Genomic DNA, 22,291 nt, shown 5'->3' with positions numbered 1-22,291 from the left:
GCATATATTGGTATTTAAAAAGCAAAACAAAACTTAAATGAACCCGGTTTTTAAAAATAATAATGCAAAAGAAGATCTATCCTGCCGTGCTTTATTAGGTAGAGACCGCTAAATTTCATTATTTGTTTAATTTTTTCTTTATTTTTTTTACTGTAGCAGTGGATTAAACACTTTTTACACATGGGTTTTGGGTCTAAAGGGCAGTTGTCTAATTTCATGTAAGCGTAATTTAACAACTCGTAACAATCTTTGCATAAATCATCCTTGTAAACTTCTACGCCATGTTCTAAATGATTTTTTCTGCAGTATAGTTTGATAAAATTTTTAATAACCTTTTTGTCATGTTTAATTTTTTCCTGCTTGTTTTTCATAATTTTTATTTTACACTAAAACCTTATAAATTTAATTGACTAATGTTAAAAATCTTGTCCACAATGTCTACCAATATCAAGCTTTAGATACATATTACAAAAGAAACAATAAAAAACAAAAATAACTTTACCACTTTTATCACTTTTTTGACATGCGTCAATTTAATTTAGAAAATATTGTTTAAACTATGAATAAAGAAAAAAAAGCGGAGGTGCTTATGTCAATGTTTTGTTATCAGTGCCAGGAGGCAATGCACGGTATAGGTTGCAGTGTAGAAAAAGGAATATGCGGCAAAGAGGATCATACATCTAATTTAATGGATGTATTGATTTATAATTTAAAAGGCCTATCGGTTATAGCCAGGCAAGCAGTTTCTAACGGTTTTGACCCAAAACCTATAGGGAAATTTGTATCAGAAAGCCTATTTATGACTATCACAAATGTCAATTTTGACGATGAACGCGTTATAGAGCAAATCAAGCAGACAAATGCACAAGCAAAGCTACTTGGCTCGTTTTTGAGCTCGAAAGGAAAAAATGTGTCGGATGCAAACCTATACGAGTTTGAAACAAAAGAAAAAGCTTTAGAATTTTCAAAAAGTATAGGCGTATTAAGTGAAACCAATGAAGATATAAGGTCTTTAAAAGAACTTATTGTGTATGGCTTAAAAGGTATGGCTGCATATTATGACCATGCAAGCGTGCTTGGCTTTGAAGATGAGTCAATTACAAGTTTTATGATAGATACGCTTGCACAATTAACCGAAAACTTAAGTCAAGATGAACTAATAAGCCTTGTTATGAAAACAGGTGAGTTTTCTGTAAAGACAATGGAACTTTTAGACAAAGCCAATACATCTACATACGGTAACCCAGAAATCACAAAAGTAAGCATAGGTACACGCAACAGACCAGGTATACTGATTTCCGGGCATGATTTAAAGGATATGGAAGAGTTGCTTGAGCAAACAAAAAACACTGGAGTGGATGTTTATACTCATGGCGAGATGCTTCCTGCAAATTATTATCCAAAGTTTAAAAAATACGATCATTTTGTAGGCAATTACGGTAATGCCTGGTGGTTGCAAACAAAAGAATTCGAATCTTTTAACGGACCGATCCTTATGACTACAAACTGCCTTGTGCCACCAAGAGATTCCTATAAAGACAGGGTATTTACAACAGGTGTGGTAGGCTATCCTGGATTAAAGCATATACCAGATAGGAAAGATGGCAGGCCAAAAGATTTTTCACCCATTATTGAGATGGCAAAAAAGTGCCCACCTCCAATTCAAATTGAAACAGGAACAATTGTAGGTGGTTTTGCGCACAATCAGGTGCTGGCTTTGGCAGACAAAGTGATAGAAGCAGTTAACTCTGGAGCAATAAAGAGGTTTGTTGTAATGGCAGGATGCGATGGCAGACACAATACAAGAAAATACTACACAAATCTGGCTGAAAGCCTGCCAAAAGATACTGTCATTTTAACAGCAGGTTGTGCAAAATATCGCTACAACAAACTAAATTTAGGTGACATAAACGGTATACCAAGGGTACTGGATGCAGGACAGTGCAATGACTCTTATTCTTTGGCTGTTATTGCTCTAAAGCTAAAAGAAGCATTTGGGCTTGACGATATTAATAAGCTTCCTATTTCTTACGATATAGCCTGGTATGAGCAAAAAGCTGTAACTGTTTTCTTAGCTTTGCTGTATTTGGGCGTAAAAGGCATAAGGCTGGGTCCAACGCTACCAGCATTTTTATCACCAAATGTAGCCAAGGTTATTGTTGAAAACTTTGATGTAAAGCCCATCGGAGAAGTCCAACAGGATTTAGAGCTTATTATGCAAGGAAAGTAAATTTTTTAGAAAGGAAGGCAAAAAGCCTTCCTTTTTTAGAGGTGAACAATGCTTGATTACAAACCAAAAGATAAATTTAGCAAACTCCTTGAAGCCTACCCAAACATACCTGATTACTTATACTCTAAAAATCCGCTCTATAAAATGCTTACAAATAAAGTAATCGTTCAGCTTATGGCACCAAGAGTGGATCTGGCTCATGTAGCTTCAAGGGGTGGTTACAGTTTTGAAGAATTTTTACAAATTATCGAAGATGGTATAAAAAGCGGTTTTGTAAATGATAAAAAATCTGCTGATACAAATACAAAAGAGCTCAAAGAAAAGCTAAAGGCTATATTAAAGCAAATTTACAATAAAGAAAATGTAGAAGAAGCAAAAAAACGCTTTAAAGATTTGATAGAAAAAGCTGATCCGGTGCTTATTGCAGTTGTTGAAAGTGAGTTAAAAAATGAAGGCTACACAACAGACGATCTTATGAAAGCCTGCGATATACATATGGAGTTATTTAAAGAGCAAATCTCAAGTTCAAGAAAGCGCATTGACAAAAATCATCCTCTCTACAGGCTTATAAAAGATCACGATGCAATTATGATGTATATGGAAAATGGTTTTAATTTAGCAAATACTTTAAAAAACTATCAAAATTATGCTTCAGCCCAAAGCTTAATTGAACGGCTAAAGCAGATTATAAAACTGCAAAAACAAGCAGAAGACAATCACAACACGCGCCAGGAAAATACGCTGTTTCCTGTAATAGAAAAATATGGAGTAGAAGAACCTCCATCTATAATGTGGCAGGACCACTACAATATGAAGCAAGCAAGAAACCGCATAGAAAAATTGCTTGATAATCACGAAACTATTGATTATGAAGATTTTGTGGACCGCTTGGTTTCAAATTACAGGTATATGCTTGAGACATTTGCGCTTCATACAAAAAAAGAACAGGAAATTTTATACAATGTGGCTCTTGATATGTTATCCGATAAAGACTGGGCTGATATTAAAAGTGAATCCGATGAGCTTGGCTACTTTGAGCTACCAAAGGAGGTACAAGATGAATGAATCAACCTTAGAGCTTTTTGATGATTTAGATATCAAAGTTTTACTTAGGGTTTTAGATAACCTGCCATGCGATGTATCATTTGTGGATAAAGACGATAATGTAGTATATTTCAACTTACCGCGCGAGGGTAGAACATTTGCAAGAACAAAATTGGATATTGGCAGAAAGGTTCAAAAATGCCATCCGCCAAAAAGTTTACACTTAGTGCAAAAAATTCTTGATGATTTTAGAGCAAAAAAGAGAAAATCAGCAGATTTTTGGATTAATTTTGAAGGTAGGTTTTTATATATAAGATATTTTCCCGTTTACGATGAAAATGGTGATTATTATGGAACACTGGAAGTTATGCAGGATGTAAAAGAAATTCAAAAATTGCAGGGAGAAAAGAGGCTATTAGACGAAGAAAATCCTGCGGTATAATTTAGTTAAAAAATTTTTAAATTTTTGGCATATGTCAATTGTTTATACTAAAAAATTGCTTATATTATGAGATAAACAATATGCGAAAGGGGGCAGTATGGGTTTTTTAGAGCGCTATTCTTTTTTTAAAAAATCTCAAAAAAATTCAAGCGGCTTTATTGAAGAAAGGCTGGAAGATAGGACATGGGAAAATGGTTATAGAAACAGGTTTTCTTATGACAAAATTGTCAGGAGCACACATGGTGTAAACTGCACAGGTTCTTGTAGTTGGCAAATATTTGTAAAAAACGGCATTATAACCTACGAGATACAACAAAATGACTACCCACAAACACAAGATGGCCTTCCTGAGTATGAGCCAAGAGGTTGTCCAAGTGGAGCAAGTTACTCAAGTTACCTTTATAGCCCTCACCGCATAAAATATCCAATGATAAGAAGCGAATTGTTAAAACTCTATAGACAAAAAAGAAAGACACTTAATCCAGTGGAAGCATGGAAAGCTATTGTTGAATCAGACAATAGTAAAATCTACAAACAAAAAAGAGGTTTAGGCGGTTTTGTAAGAGTAAGTTTTGATGAAGCTTTAGAAATTATTGCTGCTGCAAATATATATACAATTAAAACATACGGTCCAGATAGAATTTTTGGCTTCAGTCCAATACCAGCTATGAGTATGGTGAGCTATGCATCTGGTGCTAGATACTTATCTTTAATCGGAGGAGCAGTAGGTAGTTTTTATGATTGGTATTGCGATTTACCACCGTCATCTCCTCAAGTATTTGGTGAGCAAACAGATGTGCCAGAATCTGCAGACTGGTATAATTCTACATATTTAGTGCTTTGGGGTTCCAATGTACCTCAAACCAGAAGGCCAGATGCTCACTTTTACACAGAAGTACGCTATAAGGGGACAAAAACTGTTGTCATATCGCCAGACTTTAGTGAAGCATCAAAGTTTGCCGATGTATGGGTTGCACCACGACCAGGCAGTGATGCTGCATTGGCACTAGCTATGGGTCATGTAATTTTTAAAGAATTCCATATTGACAATAGTTATGAGTATTTTAACAATTATGTAAAGCAATACAGCGATATGCCACATCTTGTGATTTTGCGCAATAAAGGTGATTATTTTGTTTCAGATAGATTTTTGAGAACATCTGATATAATTGATGATTCTTTGGAACAAGATGATTGGAAAACTGTTGTAATTGACAATAAAACCAATCAGACTGCAATAATTAATGGCAGTATAGGTTTTAGATACGAAAATAATGGCAAATGGAATTTGCATTTAAAAGACTCTTTAGCTAATAAAGATATAGACCCAAAACTTAGCCTCATTGACATAGCAAGTGATATAGTAGAAGTTGGTTTTGCTGATTTTACAAGCAATTCAATTATTAAAAGAAAAGTGCCGGCACTAAAAATTAACAAAAAAGGCAATCAATATATAGTAGCAAGTGTATTTGATCTATTAGCAGCTCACTATGGGATTGATAGAAACTTAAACGATTTAAATACGGCTAAAACTTACGATGATGATTGTGCATACACGCCAGCCTGGCAGGAAAAATTCACAGGCGTTAAAAAAGAAATTGTAATTAAAATTGCACGAGAGTTTGCTAAAAATGCTCTTTTAACAAAAGGTAAATCGATGGTTATAATTGGTGCTGGAGTTAATCATTACTATTATACCGATACAATTTATCGAAGCGTGATAAATATGCTTACAATGTGCGGCTGTATCGGTCAATCCGGCGGTGGGTGGGCTCATTATGTAGGTCAGGAAAAGGTAAGACCGCTTGCAGGATGGAGTGCGATTGCATTTGCGCTTGATTGGTATAGACCACCAAGGCAAATGAATTCAACTTCATTCTATTACTTTCATACAGATCAGTTTAGATACGAAGATGTAAAAATAGGTGATTTATTATCACCTTTGGCGGAAAATACATACAAGGACTATTCACCAGCTGATTTTAATGTAAAGGCTGTTAGAATGGGTTGGCTTCCAGCTACACCGTATTTGGATAAAAACCCAATAGAAATAATAAAAGACGCTCAAAGTCAAAATCTTGATCCAAAAGATTATTTAATAAACAACCTTAAAGAGTCCAGGATAAGATTTGCTTTTGAAGACCCAGATAATCCAGCAAATTTTGTGCGTAATATGTTTGTGTGGCGTTCAAATCTACTTGGAGCAAGCTCTAAAGGTCATGAGTATTTCCTGAAACATTTGCTTGGTACAAAATCTGGCGTTTTAGCAAAAGAAATTGATGAAAGCAAGCGTCCGAAAGAAATTGTATGGAGAAATTCAGTTGAAGGTAAACTTGATTTACTTGTAACGCTTGATTTTCGGATGTCTACCACATGTATTTATTCGGATATAGTTTTGCCTGCTGCAAGCTGGTACGAAAAGGAAGATCTAAGTACAACTGATATGCATCCATTTATACACCCTTTTTCCAAAGCTCTTGATCCTTTATGGGAAAGCAAAAATGATTGGGATATATTTAAAGAGCTTGCAAAAAAATTTTCAGAGCTTGCCAAAGATCATTTAGGTGTTCAAAAAGAATTGGTACTTTCACCCCTTATGCATGATACACCTGCAGAGCTTGGTCAAGCATTTGAACCAAAAGATTGGAAAGTAGACAACACAGAGATTATTCCAGGTAAAAATTTTCCTACGATAAGCATTATTGAGAGGGATTATCCGAATGTTTACAAGCAGTATACAAGACTTGGCCCATTGTTAGAAAAACTTGGCAATGGTGCAAAAGGTGTAAGATGGGATACAAAAGAAGAAGTTGAGTATTTAAAAAAGCTAAATGGTGAAATTGATAATAAAACTAAGATAGAAAACGCCAAAGAAGTATGCGAGGCGATTTTAGAGTTAGCACCCGAAACAAATGCAAAAGTATCGCATAAAGCATTTGATAATTTATCTTTAAAAACAGGCAGCTTGCACAACAATATAAGGCCACCAATTGATTACAGCTTAAGATTTGTTGATTTACAAATCCAACCTCGAAGGACAGTTACTTCGCCTATCTGGAGTGGTATTGAGTCAAAAGAAATACCATATAGCGCTAATTATCAGAATGTACATGAGTTTATACCATGGCGAACACTAACAGGTAGAATTCAGTTTTATCAGGATCACAAGTGGATGCAGCTATTTGGTGAAAACTTTGCAGTTTATAAGCCTTTAGTTGATGCAAAATCTTTATCAAATATAAACAAAGAAGACAATACGCTTACACTAAAATGGAGTACAGCTCATCAAAAGTTTGGGATACACTCAACATATGTAGATTTGCTAACATTACAGACGCTTTCAAGAGGTGGGCCGCATATATGGATAAGTGAGTCTGATGCTAAAATTTTAGGTTTAAAAGACAATGATTGGGTTGAAGCATTCAATAAAAATGGTGTTGTGCTAGCAAGGGCAGTTGTAAGCCAAAGAATACCAAAAGGCAGTGCTTTTATGTATCATGCTCAAGATAAAGTTATAAATACACCAATCTCAGAAAGAACCAAAAACCGTGGCGGTGTGCACAATAGCGTGATCAAAATACTGCTAAATCCGCTTCATATGATAGGAGGCTATGCCCAGCTATCTTATTCTTTTAATTACTACGGGACTGTAGGTTCGAACAGAGATGATTTTGTTGTTGTAAGAAAGTTGCAAAAACCTACATGGTCTAAAAAAACAACAATCGCAAGGGGGCAATTATGAAGGTAAAGGCTCAGCTTTCAATGGTGCTAAATTTGGATAAGTGTATTGGCTGCCATACCTGTTCTGTAACATGCAAGAATGTGTGGACAAAAAGGGAAGGGCTTGAATATGCATGGTTTAATAATGTAGAAACAAAGCCAGGCATAGGATATCCCAAAGATTGGGAAAACCAATCAAAATACAAAGGTGGATGGAAACTTGAAAACAATGAATTAAAACTAAACCTTGGATCAAAAACTTCGATTTTGTTAAATATATTTGCAAACCCTAATCTGCCAAAATTAAAGGACTACTATGAGCCTTTCGAGTTTGATTACGAGTATTTGAAATTATCAAACGAAGAGTATTTTCCTTCTCTAAAACCAATATCAGCTATTACGAAAAAAGAGATAGAAATAGAATGGGGTCCAAACTGGGAAGATGACCTTGGCGGTGAATTTGAAAATCGCTCAAAAGATTATAACTTTGAAAACTTGCAAAAAGAGATTTATTCAGAATTTGAAAATACATTTATGATGTATCTGCCAAGGCTTTGCAATCATTGCTTAAACCCAGCTTGCGTTGCAAGCTGTCCGTCTGCTGCCATATACAAAAGGGATGAAGATGGTATTGTTTTGATTGACCAAAATAAATGTAGAGGCTGGCGCATGTGCGTAAGTGCATGTCCATATAAAAAGATTTACTTCAATTACAAAACAGGAAAGTCAGAAAAATGTATATTATGCTACCCAAGGCTTGAAGTAGGAAAACCTACAGTATGCAGCGAGTCTTGTGTTGGAAAGATTCGCTATATTGGTGTTTTGCTATACGATCAGGATAAAATCGAACAAATTGCAAAGACTCAAAACAAACAAGATTTGTATGAAGCGCAGCTAAGTGTCTTTTTAGATCCTTTTGATGAAAATGTCATAAAGCAAGCCAGAAAAGATGGTATACCAGAAAATTTTATAGAAGCCGCACAGAACTCACCTGTCTACAAGATGGTGGTTGAATGGAAAATTGCTTTTGGTCTACATGTGGAATTTAGAACACTACCAATGAATTTTTATATACCGCCACTGTCGCCAATTGTAAACAAAACTGAGTTATTTCAAAGTGATGAAGTTTTTGGCAATATTGAAGACTTAAGCTTGCCTGTTGATTATTTAGCAAATCTTTTGTGTGCTTCAAATAGAAAACCAATAGTATCAGCATTAAAAAAACTTATGGCTTTGAGGGCATTTTTTAGGAAAAAGAATGTAGAAGGTATAACTGATGACGATGTGCTAAAACAAGCGGGATTAAGCATAAATCAAGCTCAAGATATGTATAGATATTTAGCTATTGCAAAATATGAAGATAGGTATGTTATACCAACACTTCACAGTGAATTTCACCAGGATAATTTTAAAAAACAAGGCACTGTTGGCTTTTTAAATAATAATTTTGGAGGCTAGTAATGAACGATATTAAAGGGACACCCGCTCAGGGTTTATTCGGCGCAACTCTGGGATTTTTTTTCGGCTTTGCTGCTGTTGCACTTTTTGGACCAACTGCTGCTAAATTCAAAGACATTTTGAACTTAACACCCCAGATGGTAGGTCTGCTTGTTGCAATGCCTGCTTTATCTGGATCACTTCTTAGAATACCATTTTCTGCATGGGTAGATACAACAGGTGGCAGAAAACCGTTTTTGATTTTAATGTTGATTGCTATTATTGGACTTTTAGGTTTATCAATTGTTATATACATGGTTATGTTTAATAACTTAAGAAGCGGTGTGTATGAGCTTTTATTGTTGTTTGGGTTGCTCAGTGGAAGCGGTATTGCTACCTTTTCTGTTGGAATCAGTCAGGTTTCATACTGGTATCCGCAAAAAAAGCAAGGTTTTGCTTTGGGAACTTATGCTGGCGTTGGTAATCTAGCGCCTGGTATTTTCTCTTTTTTGTTACCAATAGCCCTACACAAACTGGGTTTATTCAACTCTTATCTTATCTGGTTAGGTTTTTTGGTAATAGGAACAATCTTGTACTATGCAACAGGTAAAAATGCGCCTTATTTTCAATTAAGACAAAAAGGATTGGATGAAAAAAAGGCCATTGAGCAAGCAAAAAGTTTAGGACAAGAACTCTTTCCATCAAAAAGCCTTGTTGAAAGTCTGACTTTGTCTGCTAAAAATTTTAATACATGGTTGCTTGTAATTTTATACTTTACCACATTCGGTGGTTTTGTTGCTTTAACTGCTTGGCTACCTACATATTGGAAGTCTTATTTTAATTTAAGCCTTGTATATGCTGGGCTATTGACTGCCACTTACTCTATTTTGACTTCTGCTATTCGTATAGCAGGCGGTGTTATTGCCGATAAAATAGGTGGTGCAAATACAGCAATTATTTCACTTGCGCTTATGGGTATTGGTGCTTTAGGTTTATTTTTAGCTAATTCAATCGGTTTTGCAATTTTATCAGAAATTATACTTGCAATAGGCATGGGAGTAAATAATGCAGCCGTATTTAAACTTGTGCCAAAACTCGTAAGCGACGCGGTTGGCGGGGCTGCTGGCTGGGTAGGTGGACTTGGTGCGTTTGGTGGTTTTGTTATACCGCCTATAATGGGGGAATTTGTTGCAGTATATAAAAGCGCTGGTTATGCAAAAGGGTTTATTGTGTTTGTTGTGCTTGCTGTAGTTTCAATTGCTATTGCATATTATTTAAAATTAAAAGCCAAAGCATAATAAAAAATGAAGACTTTAAAGTTTTTTAGTGTTTTGCTTTTATATCCAGGCGAAGAATTAACAAATCAAATTAGCGAATTTAGAGTATTTGCGGTTGAAAATAAGCTGGATTTTTTGATGCCACTTTTAGATTATATGGAAAAAATAGACATATTAGATCAGCAAAAACACTATACTTTTGTTTTTGATTTAACGCCATCTTGCAGTTTGTATTTACTTGAGCATTTTAAAGATGATAAAACAAAAGGGCAAAAGTTACTTGGTTTTATTGAAAAATACTCTAAGTTAGGCTTAAAACCACAACAAAATCATACACCTGATTTTTTGCCAATGTATTTAGAGTATTTATCTTTTCTTAAAAAAGAAGAAGTCTTGGAAGAAATTGCACCTTACAAGAGTATTCTGGAAAATATTTATAAAAAGCTACAAGAATTTGAAAGCCCATATTGTGTAATTTTTGAAGTGTTGAGTAAAAAGGAGGTTTTAGATGGACTACCTTAATTATTTTTTGTTTGGCATCTACCCTTATATTGTTTTAGCAATTTTTGTTTTTGGGAGTATTTTTAGGTTTGTTTATATGCCACTTGACTGGAAATCCAGCTCTAGTGAACTTTTAGAGAAAAATCAGCTAAGAGTTGCAAATAATCTTTTTCATATAGGAATACTTGCGCTCTTTTTAGGGCATTTGGGTGGACTATTGACACCACATTTTATTTTTGGTTTATTTGGTTTAACAGATAAAACGCATCAAATTATAGAAATATATGCTGGCTCAGTATCTGGCATAATTTGCATAGTAGGTGTGTTTTTGCTAATTATACGAAGATTTTTTAATGATTATATATACTATACATCTACAACAATGGATTTTGTTGTTTTGATATGGATTTTATTAACAGTTGCTGCAGGACTCATGAGTGTTCCTTATTCTTATCTGTTGGATAAGGATGGCCAATGGCTTGTTAAGTTTTCAGATTATGCCCAATCAATTGTCTTATTTAAAGCAAATGCATCAAACTATCTAAACGGTATACCTTTTATTTACAAGTTGCATATTTTTATGGGACTTACATTATTTTTACTTTTACCATTTAGTAGACTTGTACACGTATTTAGTGGCTTTAGTATAGTATTTTCTTATCCAAAAAGAGCAATGCAGATAGTAAGAAGATACAGTACTTATTAAATAATTACTGCAACAACCATATAATTGGTTGTTGCTTTTTTGTTAAATTTGTTCTACTTTGTATACTCTGCGTCTGAACCTCAAGAATATAAGCATTGAGCTGGCTATCATAATAATAAAACCAACAATTACAATATTTGAGCCGGGATCTTTTGCAACGCTTAATATAGTGATGTAACTTTCTTTAGCTTGATCAAAAATAATATTAATGGGGCCTAAATTTGCACTATCGCCAAGTTTTATCCATCCAGATGCACTGCCTTGAGGTAATTCTACATACAACAGAGCTATAGGTTTTGAATTGTAATAGCTCAAATTTGCTAGATAAAACTGAGCATTGTCAATAGATACAGGTTTGTGCAAATACAGCTGAACTCTGGAATTGTTTACGTTTAAAATAATAAAACTATCATGTGGGTTTAGCTGGTAGCTTGCTTGATAAAACCATATACCTTTGTGTATAAATGGATGGTTAACTGTTGTACTAAATGGTATCTTTTGGGTTGAATCAATAATGTATCCTGTAGTTTTGTACTCAGATGGTATATCTTTGTCCTGATAAAAACTTACAGTAAAATTTTTATTATAAACAGAAAAGGGTAAACTTAAATAGTTATTTCTGGTTATTACAATATTGCTTGATTTGTTTTGGGGGATTTCCATTATACCGCGAAACCCCCAAATGGAGCCAACCAGAGCGCCAAAAGCTACAATTAGTATGCCAAGGTGTATACCGTATACGGCAAATTTTCTAACTGGATATCTATAAGCTGCGATAAGATCATCTTTTTGTTGAATATAGAGTTTTTTAGATTTAAGTAAATTGATTAAATGTGTTTTTGCATCTTTTCTTTTGCTTTTAAAGATTTTATTTGGTGCTTTTGGGCTAAATAGTGCTTTTGTAGTTGGTATCATACTTAGCGTGCAAAGCACTAAATTTATTACAAACAATACAATTAGCAATAAAAACCATTTTGAGTAATACACGTTGTCTAAACCTAAATCTTTTAAAAATTTAACATTACCGGCAATTGTGCCTATTGCACTAAAGAAAGCTATCAAGCTAAGAAGAACAACTGTCAGTGTAAGACTTTTTAAAAAATTATATATTTTATCAATAAAAATATTAATTTGATCCATAGCTATGTAAACCTGGCAACACAAAATTTACACCGAGGTATGTAATAAGTACGCTTAAAAATCCAATTACACCCAAATAAGCCAAAAATCTTGCACTCTTTTTCTTTCTTGCAAAGTGTAAGTTTATTAAATATATAATCCATGTAATAAAACTCCATGTCTCTTTTGGGTCCCAGCTCCAATAGCCACCCCAGGCGTATTTTGCCCATATTGAACCAGTAATAATGCCTATTGTAAGCAGTACAAACCCAAACACAAGCGGTTTTTCAATCCATTCTTTGCTTGTATATGGCTTTAATATAAAGCTTAAAACAAATAACATTGTTGAAATTAATACCAAAAATACACTCCCTACTACCAGAGGGCTACTATGAGTTATGCTAACAATAACAGCTGTAAACATTAAGCTTAAAAGCCCACCAAACATTATTGAGCCAACAATTTTGTCAATGCGTTTTTGTGATGAGTACAAAACAAATGAGCTTGCTACAAAGTTTATGGCAAATGCAGCATATGCCAAAAATGAAGTTATAACATGCGCAACAAGCCAGTTGCTTTTAAGGGCTGGAATAAGTGGCTCTATATGTTGGCTAAATCCAGCTATAGATAATGCTAGAAGTGTTGTGCTTATAACAATTGAACTAAAAAGGACTATAAAACCAGAGGTTTTTTTTATCATCAGTGTTTGCAAAAAACCTAAACACAGCGTAAAAAAAACAAACGATTCAAATGCATTTGTAACAGGTAAATAATCATAGCCTTTTTGGTAAGTTTCAATGAATCTAAGTGTGAAATATAAAAACTCTACAAAAAACGCTAAAACAAATAAGCTTTTTCCAGCAACATCAAGACTTTTTTTGCCTACAATAAAACTTAAGATTAAAACAAAAGCACTTGCAATATAAACAAAATTAGAAATGGATAGAATATTGGAGTACATTCAAAACCTCTTAAATTTAATATTAAAAATCGTTTGCACTACTTTCGCCTCAATTTCATTATACAATTTTGAAGTAACTTTTCAATGATAAAATTATTGAGAAAAAAGTCAAAGCTTTCAAGAAAGCTTTGACTTTTTTGTGTTGTTTATTTATTCACCCATGCCAACGCCGCCTATCTGATTTGGATCAATTTTGCCATCTTTCATTCGTTGATTGTATATTGCCTGCAGAATCCTGAGACTTTGTTGAAGTTGAAATACACCATGCCAATGCGAATAATCTGGACCTTCCATTACAGCGCCCTGGCGCATCCTTCTGCCCTCATGGTGCCACATGTAATAGTATGTTCTAAATGCAGGATCAGCCCAGGGATCTTTCATCATTAAATGTTTCTTTTCTAAAGTATTAATCATTTCGCTTGCAGCGTGAGCGTACTTATTGTAAAGCTCTATTTGTTTGTCAGCTTGTGCCATGTAATTAGATGCAAATGAAGTAGTATGACAAGATGCGCATACCTGTAACATTTCTTTTCTTGCTTCTTGTGGACCTTTTGGGTTTCCAGCTAAAGGATTACCAGCTGTAAATTTACCTGTTTTCATGTATTCAAAAGCTGCAGTTTCGTAACCACCTGTCCTTTCTTTTGAAATTGGTGCCCATAGGTTCCACTTTAGTCTCATATCAATATTATGTGTTGGTTGCAATCCATTTACACCACTCATGTGACATGTAGCACATGTTGGTGCATTATAGTCATTTCCAGGTATCCATGCACCAGGAGGGCTATCCCAATGCCATTTGTCACCATGCGCTGCAAAAAGGGCACCATGAACTGAATTATCATAGACTTCTATGTCGGGGTGGTCAGGGCCTAAATGGCATGTTGCACAAGACGAAGGTTTTCTGGCCTGGGCTATAGAAAATTGATGGTTAAAATGACAGGATGCGCAATTTCCTACACCCCCGTCTGGATAGACATTACCTATACCATGACTTGGCCATGTGCCTTGAGTGGGTTCGTGGTTGGGACCCATTTTAATAATAGAGCCATGACATTGAGCGCAACCTGTAAGTAAAACCGCATCTTTATACTGTGGCATGCCCATATCTTCATGTGCCAATAATGCCTGATCTGGCTTTAGCGCAGCTATTTGGATAGCTGCTCTTGCGTGACCGCTTTCTTCAAACTCTTTAACTTCGTTTGGGTGGCATTTTGCACAGGTTTTTGGTGATACCATTTTGCTAACATAAATATTTGTGCCCTTTACGCCAGGACAATTTTGATTTGCCATAGGGTTTTCCTTTGAAACACCATGACAATCAATGCAGCTAACTCCAGCATGTGCCATTGAGCTTTTAGACCAATCCTGTACAATTGCAGGTGTTTTTTGTGCGTGACACTCTATGCATGTCGCAGCTTCTTTTGTTACACCTTTACCTTTTGACATGTTAATCTTTTCACTGTAGGCAATATTAGCATAGCGTAAATTTGAATTGTTTTGCGAAACGATTGGATTTTCAGCTATAATCTGGTTTTGAGATTTATTTGCTTGACTCAGAAACCAGCTTGCACTTCCAACAATAACCAAAAGAAACACTACACCTACAATTACCAATGTTTTTTTCATAAAACCCCCTTAAGACTTAGAAATGCTTTTAAATCCTTGTGTCCAACATTGCTGTGGCAGTCCACACATGATTGAGTAGTTGTTTTTGCAAAATAAGCCCTATGCGCTAAAAATGCTCTTTGATTTTGTAAAGATTCTTCTTTAAGATTGCTGTGACACTTCAGACAACCGCTATCGTAAACATATTTATTTGGATCTTTTAATTTTTGAGCCCAATTTATTTTTGAAGTATTGGTAAAAGTTTCAAAAAATACATCGTTAAGTCCGGTTTTAGCTTTCGTAAATAAATAATTTGGAAGACTATTGTGGGGCAGATGGCAATCAGTGCATTGAGCTTTAAAGCCAAATTGATTATTTCCGCCATGTACATCTAATGCGTATGACTGAACCATGGTTTGCATTGAGTGGCATGATGCGCAAAAATTTTCACCAGCTGTTTTTTCAACTCCAATGTAAGTTGCAAATGATAATAAAACACCAATTATTATACCAATTACAGCTATTGTAATAGCTTTTATAGGTCTGATTTGATTTTGCATAAATACCTCAAAATTACAATTTTTAAACGATATATCATAAATTTGCTGATAAAAAATTGATCTATGTCAATTTTTTTGTATTTTTTTAATTGTAATGTATTAAAAAAGTAATTATGTAATTAATAATCAACTAAAATGTAATTATATGATATTACATTTACCAATAATGTAATACTCTAAAGGAGGGGGAAAACATGTCTTTAAAGTCACGCACTTTTGTTTTATTTGCTTTTATTATTATTTTTAATTTATCGGCATGGGGTGCCTTTTTTTACCTTGTTAAACTAAACCCAATTCTTTCAAGTTTAGGTTTGCTTGCTTATTTTTTTGGTCTAAAGCATGCATTTGATGCAGACCATATAGCAGCTATTGATAATGTAACAAGAAAACTCAGACAGGATGACCAAAAACCAGTGGGTGTTGGTTTGTTTTTTTCCTTAGGTCATTCAACTGTTGTGATTTTGCTGTCTTTTGGTCTAATAATAGCTGCAAGGACAATTCAGACGCATATGGATTTTTTGAAAAACTTCGGAAATATTTTTGGAACTGTAGTTTCAGCGCTGTTTTTAACAATTATTGGGATTTTAAATCTGCTTGTCGTAAAAAGTCTTTATGATTTATCAAAAGAATACAGAAAAGGCAATATCAAACACGAAGAAATAGATGATTTGCTTAATAAACGTGGCTTAATGGGTAGATTTTTTGGTTTTTTGTACAAAAAAATAAACAAAAGCTACCAGATGTATCCTGTTGGATTTTTATTTGGGTTGGGTTTTGATACGGCAACAGAAGTTGCAGTGCTTGGTATTTCTGCAGCTTTAGCAAAAAACTCTCATATGCCAATCTGGAGTATACTTGTATTTCCATTTTTATTCACAGCAGGCATGAGCCTTATGGATAGTCTTGATGGTCTTGCAATGATGAAAGTCTATGATTGGGCTATGAATGATGTTATAAGAAAGTTGTTTTTTAATATATTTGTAACAGGAGCTAGCGTATTTGTAGCTTTGTTTGTAGGTACAATTGAGTGGATACAGGTATTATCTTCAGAGCTAAACTTAACATCACCTTTTTTTGTATTTGTTCAGAATATCCCTTTTAGTGAATTGGGTTTAAGTATTGTTGGGTTTTTAATATTAAGCTGGGTGTCAGCATACATTTATTACAAGAAAGCGCTTGCAAAGATTAAACTTAATTAGATCTTAAAGGTGATGTTATGAAGTATTCTATATTTTTAGGTTTGTTGTTTTTTTTAATTTTTTTGCAAAAGACAATGGCTATGAGTGTAGTCGGTAATTCTAACGTTAATCTTTATGGTTCAATTAAACAGTATTTTATCTGGGGAAATAATAATTATACACCGCCACCCCCAACCTATCCAGCAAACACTGCGTACAATGGTTTAAAAAATGGTAATCAGTTTACGGTATTTCAGACTTACACAGGCACAACAAAGCTTGGCTTGAATATTAAAAGTGACAGAGTTCAAGCAAACATAGAAAGCGATTTTGAATCTGATAATAATACATTGTGGCTATTAAAAGCGTATTTTAAATACCAGATAAATAATAATTTATCTTTGATAGTAGGTAATGCAAATATGGTTGGCGAGCTAAATACTTATTCAGATAATTATTACGCTATGCCAGGGTTTAACCAGACATGGCCCTTTGGAACAGATCAGATTAGACTTGATGGTAAATTTGAAACTGACAAGCTTATACTAAAGCCCACAGTTGCCTTAGAGCAGCTTAACCGTTTTTTTTTAACGGACGACGAAGCCAAATCAAAAAATATTTCAACAAAAATACCTGGTTTTGGTGCAAAGCTTGATATAGAATTTCCATTTTTAACTTCAAAAGCAAGGGTTTACTCATTTTTGGAAACACAACAAATCTATATTAATTCAAAATATTCGCATTGGCCTTATGTATACGGCAGTGGAGTAAGTTTGCCAATAAAAAATCTTACGCTTCAATCTGAGTTTGTTTATGGCAAAGGTGCAACAAACTATGTTGGGCTTATTGAATCAGGTGATACTCAAAGCGAAACTGAAGTGCCAAGCTGTTATTCAAGCGCAAATACAGCAAGGCGTTTTAGAGCTTACAACATAGAGGCAAATTATGCCATTAATGATTATTGTGGGTTGTATGGAGGTTTTGATAAACTCAATTTCATGAATGACCTAAATAGCTCAAACCAATCTATACAATCAGCTGACGGCAAGTTTTTAGGCATTAGCTATAACCTGACAAAATCCACTACGCTAAGATTAGAATACGATCTATTTTCTACACAATACTACAATCAATCAAAACATATAACAACGTCCAGAGCAAGACAGCTTTTTTTGAGTGCACAATATGATTTTTAGAAAAAAATCGTTACTTTTGTTCCAGCATTTAGCTTACTTTCGACTTTAATTTTTGCCTTGTGTAAATCTAAAATTTCTTTAACAAGGCTTAGGCCCAGACCTAAGCCTTCAATTGTTTTTGATCTTGAAGGATCCGCTCGATAAAATTTATCAAAAATTTTATCGAGCGCTTCTTTTTCTATACCAATTCCACTATCTATTATTTCAACAATTTTTTTAGATGCATCAATATTGATATCTATAATGCCAGATTCTTTATTATATTTTATTGAATTATCTATTAGATTTAAAAAAACTTCCGTTATAAGAGTTTCATCTGCCTCTATAAAAAAAGTTTCTCCATTAATTTTTAAACCAATATTTCTTTTATCCAATTGTTGTTTTGAAAGAAAGATAGATTTTTTGATTATTTCTTTTATGTCGCAAGTTTTCTTTTCTAAAAGTTTTGTATTTTCTATTGAAATTAGTTTTAAAAGTGTATCTATAATATTTTTCATGTGTAGAGCACTATTTTTTATTTGATCTATTGTATTTATATAATCATCTATCTTTCGCTGTTTTCTTAAAGCCATTTCTGTTTCCATAAGTATTACACTTAAAGGTGTTTTTAATTCATGAGAAACATCTGCTACAAATTGTTTTTGTTTATTAAAAACATTGTCCAATCTTGCAAATGTTTTGTTAAACGCTATTGCTAGTGGTTTTAACTCATTGGCTACATTTTCATCAATATGACTTTTTGATAGGTTGGATTCTGAAAGTTTGCTTATCGTTAAAGATATTTTTTTGAGTGGCTTTAACATGGCATTTACTACGATTAAACCACCAAAAGCACTCAAGATTATTGCCACCACAATAGCTATAGAAAGGATACCAAGGTAGGTTTGAAGCAAGTCAATTTTGTCATCAATATCTTGTGCGCACTCAATTGTAAATTGCTTACTGTTTATTTTGAAGCTAAAAGGTACTATACGAACTGGTTCATTTTTAAAATTAACAGTTTTAATTTCTGTCACAACTGGGAGGCTTTCGCCATTAAGCGATGCAGATTTTTCTACAATTTTTGAACCTTGTATAATTTGAAAATAATGTTTTGAATGTTTTGAATATTCTTTTAATATTTCATCGGAAAATTTAAAATTAATACCTTTGTCTTCGCTAAGGAGTGTTGCAATAGCTTTTGCTTTTGTCATTAGAGCGTTATCTATTGATTTTAATACTATGTCTTCAAGGCTAAAGTATAAAAATACACCAAGTATGCCAAAGATTACAAACGATATTGCGCAATAATATACAAATAGCCTAAATTTTATAGAATTCACTCTTTTAAAGCGTATCCCATGCCACGAATTGTATGAATTAGCTTTTTATCAAAATTTCTATCAATTTTATTTCTAATTCTATTTATAAATACATCTATAATATTGCTATCTAAATCAAATTCTTCATTGTATAGATGTTCAATTATATTTGAGCGACTGATAACTTTATTTTTATTTACAGCCAAATATTCAAGTAGGGCGTATTCTTTTGCAGAAAGATCAATTTGTATATTTGCCCTTTTGACAGTTTTTTTTGCTGTATCAATTTCAAGATTATCAATTATTATTATTGGACTTGAAGTTGCATACCTGCGCCTTATAATCGCTTTAGTGCGAGACAATAATTCTTCAAAAGAAAAAGGTTTTGTAAGATAATCATCCGATCCACTATCTAAACCAAGCACTTTATCTTTTATTGTATCCTTGGCAGTAAGCATAATTACTGGCGTTGAATTGTTTTGTTCTCTCAGTTTTTTTAGAATAGTTATTCCATCGATTACAGGAAGCATAATATCAAGTACTATGCAATCGTATATATTGTTTTGTGCAAAAAAAAGGCCATCTTCACCGTCGTATGCTACATCAACAGCAAAACCTTCTTCTTCAAATCCTTGTTTTATCAAATTAGCCAGAGTTTTTTCATCTTCAACAATTAAAATTCTCATTTTTGTCATAATAACCCATCTTTTTTTATTTTTCAAGAAAAAAAGGGGACAGGCGTCCCCAAAAAACAATTAATCGTTTTCTTCAATGCCTTCTTTTTGAGAGTCTGTCTGGTCTTTTTCAATTTTTAAAATTTTGGCATTTTTTGCATCAACTTTAACTTCATGAATCTGGTTGTTTGATGCAATTTCTATTCCCCATACTAAATAGCCATCCTCGTTTTCTAACCCTGCTTTAATGACTTGACCTGGTTGTGCCTTTAGTGCACTTGCAACAGCTTGATCGATATTAACACTAGCTAGGTTTGCATAGTTGGCCTCATTGTCTTGAGTAATTTTGATTGAACCATTTAGTTGAGAGCTAGCTGTTGCAATACCTGCTGCAGATGTAGCAAGTAATAAACCTCCAAGAGCCAAAGCCGCTAATTTTTTTGTGTTTTTCATAAACACACCTCCATTTTAAATCTTAAAATACACTATACTTATGCAACATTAACAGAATATGAACGCTTAAAATTTATAATTTTTTGCAAAGCGAAAAAAGTCTCTATTCGATTTGTGGCTTGTCATTCTGAGTCTGATAAGACGAAGAATCTCATTTGATTAAGTAGTGGTAGGGGATTCTTCGCTTGCGCTCAGAATGACGCGCTAACGCTTGCCAATGACACTAACTTCGCTTCGCTTGGCGCACTCGCTGCTCCATTCGTCATTCTGAGTCTGGCAAGACGAAGAATCTCAGTGCTTAAAAAAATGGGTTCTGTCAAGCTAAAAGCACTTTTAGCTTGAAATTCGCATTAAATTATCGCAAAAACAGCTAAATAAACGGAAACATTTATAGCGGTAATTATTATTGAATATTTAAAAAACTCAAAAGAAGTGATGGTTTGATTTGTGTATTTTTCTAAATTTTGAGCAACTATAATATTGCTTGCAGCACCAAGCAAGAAAATATTTCCAGCAATTGAACTTGCAACAGATAAAGCAAGATATGGTTGCCAGCTTAAATGATAAGATGAAAAAACCTGCAGATAAAGCGTTACGAGAGGAACATTTGAAACAAATTGACTGGCGATTGTTGTGAGAGCAAATATGACATATGTTGAGGTTAAGTTAATATGTGAGCTTAAAATGTAATCCTGTAAAATATTTGAATTCCAGAAAGCTTTTATTAGAATAAAAAGTCCAATAAAAAAAACCAGTGTTTTATAATCAACATTCTTTATAATTGTAAATCTTTTTTTATGTAAAAGGACAATTGTAGCAGGTATTAATGAAATATAAATCAAAGGCATATCTTCAATAAAAAAAGCCTTTAAAAAAACTAAAAATACCAAAACAACAATTGCGTAAATTGAAAGCACAGCAAGATTTTTGTCATTTAATTTTACAATTTTATTTTGCGGGTATAGAGTTTTTTGTTCAAAACTAAATTTAGCATACAAAAAAAGCAAAACTAAATTGAGAATTGTTGGCAAAACAAGGTACTTAGAGTACAAAAGAAATGGATTTACTGACATATGGCTTACAATTAATATATTTTGTGGACTTCCTATGGGGCTTGCGCATGCACCAATTGTTATTGCAAGCATGCTTACAAGGAGTAGTTTTTTTACATTAACTTGCAAAGTTTTTGCAAATGTAAGAATAATTGGAGCTACAATTGCAGCAATGGTATCGTTCATTAAAAAGGCACTGCTTACAGCGCAAAATAAAATTACAAATAGAAGTAAGCTGTCAATATTTTTAATATATTTCAAAGTATAGTTGGTAAAAAACTTTGCAAGGCCACTTTTTTCTATAGATACACCAATACAAAACATACCAAACAAAAAAAATATTACATCAAAATTTATTGAATAAAATGCTACCTTTAAACTGATTTGATTTGTAATAATACAAAGAAACGCAGCAATAATTGCAATTTGCCAGATATGTATAGTAAATTTGCCTATTTTTTTAACTAAACTTAAGGCAAATACACAAATAATTAAAAAAGCTGGTATGTAGTGCAAATCTTATTTATCTTTTTCAATGTAGTCTTTTACCCATTCAATTTCAACATCTTTTGGTGCCTTTGATTCAACAATTGCCTTTGCCTGTTCTTCATCTATGCAGTACTCACTGATACCAAAAGCCTCGCATGTCAAATGTAATTTATCATTTTCTTTTTTTACTTTCGCAATAACTTTTTCTTTCATTTTTTATGCCTCCATTTTTTGCTTTTAGTATACGCTATATTGTTAAAAATTTCAATATAAATTGTTTTTAAAAAGATTTTTTATTTTTTTTATTAAATTCCCTTCTCACCTCTTGACAAACTCACAAATTTAG

General features: G+C 33.6%; 20 protein-coding genes. 10 read left to right on the top strand and 10 right to left on the bottom strand.

The window, feature by feature from the left end; translation table 11 throughout:
• Positions 1 to 50 precede the first annotated feature (50 nt).
• Complete coding sequence (locus Q0C22_RS03345; RefSeq protein WP_291490653.1) at positions 51 to 371, bottom strand: nitrous oxide-stimulated promoter family protein; 321 nt, start codon at positions 369 to 371, stop codon at positions 51 to 53.
• 218 nt (positions 372 to 589) lie between these two features.
• Here Q0C22_RS03345 and hcp point away from each other — a divergent pair, with 218 nt between their 5' ends.
• The 8 genes from hcp to narI all read left to right on the top strand — a co-directional run bounded on the left by hcp (position 590) and on the right by narI (position 11,357).
• On the top strand, positions 590 to 2,230 hold the full coding sequence (gene hcp / locus Q0C22_RS03340) for a hydroxylamine reductase (RefSeq protein ID WP_291490652.1): 1,641 nt from the start codon (positions 590 to 592) through the stop codon (positions 2,228 to 2,230).
• A gap of 48 nt (positions 2,231 to 2,278) precedes the next feature.
• Complete coding sequence (locus Q0C22_RS03335) at positions 2,279 to 3,295, top strand: DUF438 domain-containing protein (protein WP_291490651.1); 1,017 nt, start codon at positions 2,279 to 2,281, stop codon at positions 3,293 to 3,295.
• Entirely contained in the window at positions 3,288 to 3,716 is a 429-nt protein-coding gene (locus Q0C22_RS03330; RefSeq protein WP_291490650.1) for a PAS domain-containing protein, read from the top strand. The genes Q0C22_RS03335 and Q0C22_RS03330 overlap by 8 nt, the downstream gene beginning before the upstream one ends.
• 97 nt (positions 3,717 to 3,813) lie before the next feature.
• The gene (locus tag Q0C22_RS03325) at positions 3,814 to 7,458 is read left to right on the top strand and encodes a nitrate reductase subunit alpha (protein WP_291490649.1); all 3,645 of its coding nucleotides are present in this window, start codon (positions 3,814 to 3,816) and stop codon (positions 7,456 to 7,458) included.
• Positions 7,455 to 8,894, top strand: a complete 1,440-nt coding sequence (gene narH, locus Q0C22_RS03320; RefSeq protein WP_291490648.1) for a nitrate reductase subunit beta — start codon at positions 7,455 to 7,457, stop codon at positions 8,892 to 8,894. Before Q0C22_RS03325 ends, narH begins: the two co-directional genes overlap by 4 nt.
• A gap of 2 nt (positions 8,895 to 8,896) precedes the next feature.
• Positions 8,897 to 10,171, top strand: coding sequence for a nitrate/nitrite transporter (locus Q0C22_RS03315; RefSeq protein ID WP_291490647.1), 1,275 nt, complete (start codon positions 8,897 to 8,899; stop codon positions 10,169 to 10,171).
• Between the two features lie 6 nt (positions 10,172 to 10,177).
• The gene (gene narJ, locus Q0C22_RS03310; protein ID WP_291490646.1) at positions 10,178 to 10,672 is read left to right on the top strand and encodes a nitrate reductase molybdenum cofactor assembly chaperone; all 495 of its coding nucleotides are present in this window, start codon (positions 10,178 to 10,180) and stop codon (positions 10,670 to 10,672) included.
• On the top strand, positions 10,659 to 11,357 hold the full coding sequence (gene narI / locus Q0C22_RS03305) for a respiratory nitrate reductase subunit gamma (protein ID WP_291490645.1): 699 nt from the start codon (positions 10,659 to 10,661) through the stop codon (positions 11,355 to 11,357). The genes narJ and narI overlap by 14 nt, the downstream gene beginning before the upstream one ends.
• A 42-nt stretch (positions 11,358 to 11,399) precedes the next feature.
• Here narI and Q0C22_RS03300 read toward each other — a convergent pair whose 3' ends face one another.
• The 4 genes from Q0C22_RS03300 to Q0C22_RS03285 all read right to left on the bottom strand — a co-directional run bounded on the left by Q0C22_RS03300 (position 11,400) and on the right by Q0C22_RS03285 (position 15,602).
• Complete coding sequence (locus Q0C22_RS03300) at positions 11,400 to 12,497, bottom strand: cytochrome c biogenesis protein ResB (protein ID WP_291490644.1); 1,098 nt, start codon at positions 12,495 to 12,497, stop codon at positions 11,400 to 11,402.
• The gene (gene ccsB, locus Q0C22_RS03295) at positions 12,484 to 13,437 is read right to left on the bottom strand and encodes a c-type cytochrome biogenesis protein CcsB (RefSeq protein ID WP_291490643.1); all 954 of its coding nucleotides are present in this window, start codon (positions 13,435 to 13,437) and stop codon (positions 12,484 to 12,486) included. The genes Q0C22_RS03300 and ccsB overlap by 14 nt, the downstream gene beginning before the upstream one ends.
• Positions 13,438 to 13,587: 150 nt before the next feature.
• Positions 13,588 to 15,063, bottom strand: coding sequence for a multiheme c-type cytochrome (locus Q0C22_RS03290; protein WP_291490642.1), 1,476 nt, complete (start codon positions 15,061 to 15,063; stop codon positions 13,588 to 13,590).
• Positions 15,060 to 15,602, bottom strand: a complete 543-nt coding sequence (locus tag Q0C22_RS03285) for a NapC/NirT family cytochrome c (RefSeq protein ID WP_291490641.1) — start codon at positions 15,600 to 15,602, stop codon at positions 15,060 to 15,062. Before Q0C22_RS03285 ends, Q0C22_RS03290 begins: the two co-directional genes overlap by 4 nt.
• 194 nt (positions 15,603 to 15,796) lie before the next feature.
• Here Q0C22_RS03285 and Q0C22_RS03280 point away from each other — a divergent pair, with 194 nt between their 5' ends.
• Positions 15,797 to 16,801: a HoxN/HupN/NixA family nickel/cobalt transporter gene (locus Q0C22_RS03280; RefSeq protein WP_291490640.1), complete on the top strand. Its 1,005-nt coding sequence runs from the start codon at positions 15,797 to 15,799 to the stop codon at positions 16,799 to 16,801.
• 17 nt (positions 16,802 to 16,818) lie between these two features.
• Entirely contained in the window at positions 16,819 to 17,976 is a 1,158-nt protein-coding gene (locus tag Q0C22_RS03275; RefSeq protein ID WP_291490639.1) for a hypothetical protein, read from the top strand.
• On the opposite strand, the gene Q0C22_RS03270 is transcribed toward Q0C22_RS03275, so the two are convergent.
• The 5 genes from Q0C22_RS03270 to Q0C22_RS03250 form a co-directional block, all read right to left on the bottom strand.
• Positions 17,973 to 19,298, bottom strand: a complete 1,326-nt coding sequence (locus Q0C22_RS03270; RefSeq protein WP_291490638.1) for an ATP-binding protein — start codon at positions 19,296 to 19,298, stop codon at positions 17,973 to 17,975. The genes Q0C22_RS03275 and Q0C22_RS03270 overlap by 4 nt on opposite strands.
• The gene (locus Q0C22_RS03265) at positions 19,295 to 19,963 is read right to left on the bottom strand and encodes a response regulator transcription factor (protein ID WP_291490637.1); all 669 of its coding nucleotides are present in this window, start codon (positions 19,961 to 19,963) and stop codon (positions 19,295 to 19,297) included. Before Q0C22_RS03265 ends, Q0C22_RS03270 begins: the two co-directional genes overlap by 4 nt.
• A 69-nt stretch (positions 19,964 to 20,032) precedes the next feature.
• The gene (locus tag Q0C22_RS03260) at positions 20,033 to 20,404 is read right to left on the bottom strand and encodes a PepSY domain-containing protein (RefSeq protein WP_291490636.1); all 372 of its coding nucleotides are present in this window, start codon (positions 20,402 to 20,404) and stop codon (positions 20,033 to 20,035) included.
• Between the two features lie 350 nt (positions 20,405 to 20,754).
• Positions 20,755 to 21,972 carry an SLC13 family permease gene (locus tag Q0C22_RS03255; RefSeq protein ID WP_291490635.1) on the bottom strand — a complete coding sequence of 406 codons (1,218 nt, stop codon included), beginning with the start codon at positions 21,970 to 21,972 and terminating at the stop codon, positions 20,755 to 20,757.
• A 3-nt stretch (positions 21,973 to 21,975) separates the two neighbouring features.
• Positions 21,976 to 22,158 (bottom strand): hypothetical protein, encoded by a 183-nt coding sequence (locus Q0C22_RS03250; protein WP_291490634.1) that lies wholly within the window; start codon positions 22,156 to 22,158, stop codon positions 21,976 to 21,978.
• Between the last annotated feature and the right edge of the window lie 133 nt (positions 22,159 to 22,291).

Origin of the sequence: Desulfurella sp. (assembly GCF_023256235.1) — a bacterium.
Classification (GTDB): Bacteria; Campylobacterota_A; Desulfurellia; order Desulfurellales; family Desulfurellaceae; genus Desulfurella.
This window is presented reverse-complemented; position numbering and strand designations above follow the sequence as displayed.